General features: G+C 65.1%; 1 pseudogene. It reads right to left on the bottom strand.

Going from position 1 to position 939, the window contains the following annotated elements:
• Positions 1–939: pseudogene (locus tag EN781_RS33270) on the bottom strand (mechanosensitive ion channel family protein); the annotation flags it as partial.

Below are 939 nucleotides of genomic sequence, written 5' to 3'. Positions count from 1 at the left end.
GGCATAGCCGACCGCCAGCCGGATCGAGTTGCGCACGCCGGCGTCGACCCTGCCGCGCGCCATCACCGAGCCGTCGAGCCAGCCCTGGAACCAGCGCGTCAGGAAATAGCCGATGACGAAGACCACGATGCCGCTGAGGATGCCGGTGAACGAGATCGTCACCGAGCCGATGGTGACGCCCGTCGCCAGTTTGTATGCCCACGCTTGGATGTCGCCGGGCTGGAAACCCCACATCAGGAGGATCAGCGGCAGGAACACCAGCACGATCATCAGGTTGATGGCGATGCTGACGACCAGGCCGAGCTGGTCGAGCGCGGTTTCATCATAGCTTGAATTGGCGGTCAGCCAGCGCCCAGCCGACGTGTCGGCGAAGCCGCCCTCTTCGCCGATCGCCCGTGCCGACAGGAAGCCGATATAGGCGGTGACAAGGACGGTGCCGGTGACCACCACCTGCAGCGAGACGAACAGCGCAAGGCCGATATAGCCGAGCAGCGCCGCCGCGATGGTGAACAGGCCGAGCGCGACGGCGGTGACGCGAAGCCAGGCCGGCCACGGGCGCCATGTTCCATCCCGCGCCCGGAACGGCTTCAGCAGCGCCATCAGGATCAGGATGACGCCGACGATGATGGTAGCGACAAAGCTGCGCGCGATGGTCAGCGACAGCGGCGAGCCCATCTTGTCGTTGACCACGGACAGGAAATTGTTGAAGCCGATGACCACCGCCATCGCCGTCGTCAGCCGCACCAGCCAGCGCGCCGGCCCGGTTTCGACCGGAATCAGGCGCCAGTTGGGCAGGCGCGGCTCAAGCGCGGCATTGGTCAGCCGGTTGACGCAGAACACCACCGCGATGACGGCGAGCAGCGCATTGAGGAAGACGCCGATATCGCCGCGCAGCACGTTGTAATAATTGAAGAAGAACACGGTCGAGGCGAGGAACAC

The sequence above is a fragment of the Mesorhizobium sp. M4A.F.Ca.ET.090.04.2.1 genome (assembly GCF_003999085.1).
GTDB lineage: Bacteria > Pseudomonadota > Alphaproteobacteria > Rhizobiales > Rhizobiaceae > Mesorhizobium.
The sequence above is the reverse complement of the archived record's forward strand: the minus strand, read 5'-3'. Positions and strand labels throughout refer to the sequence as shown.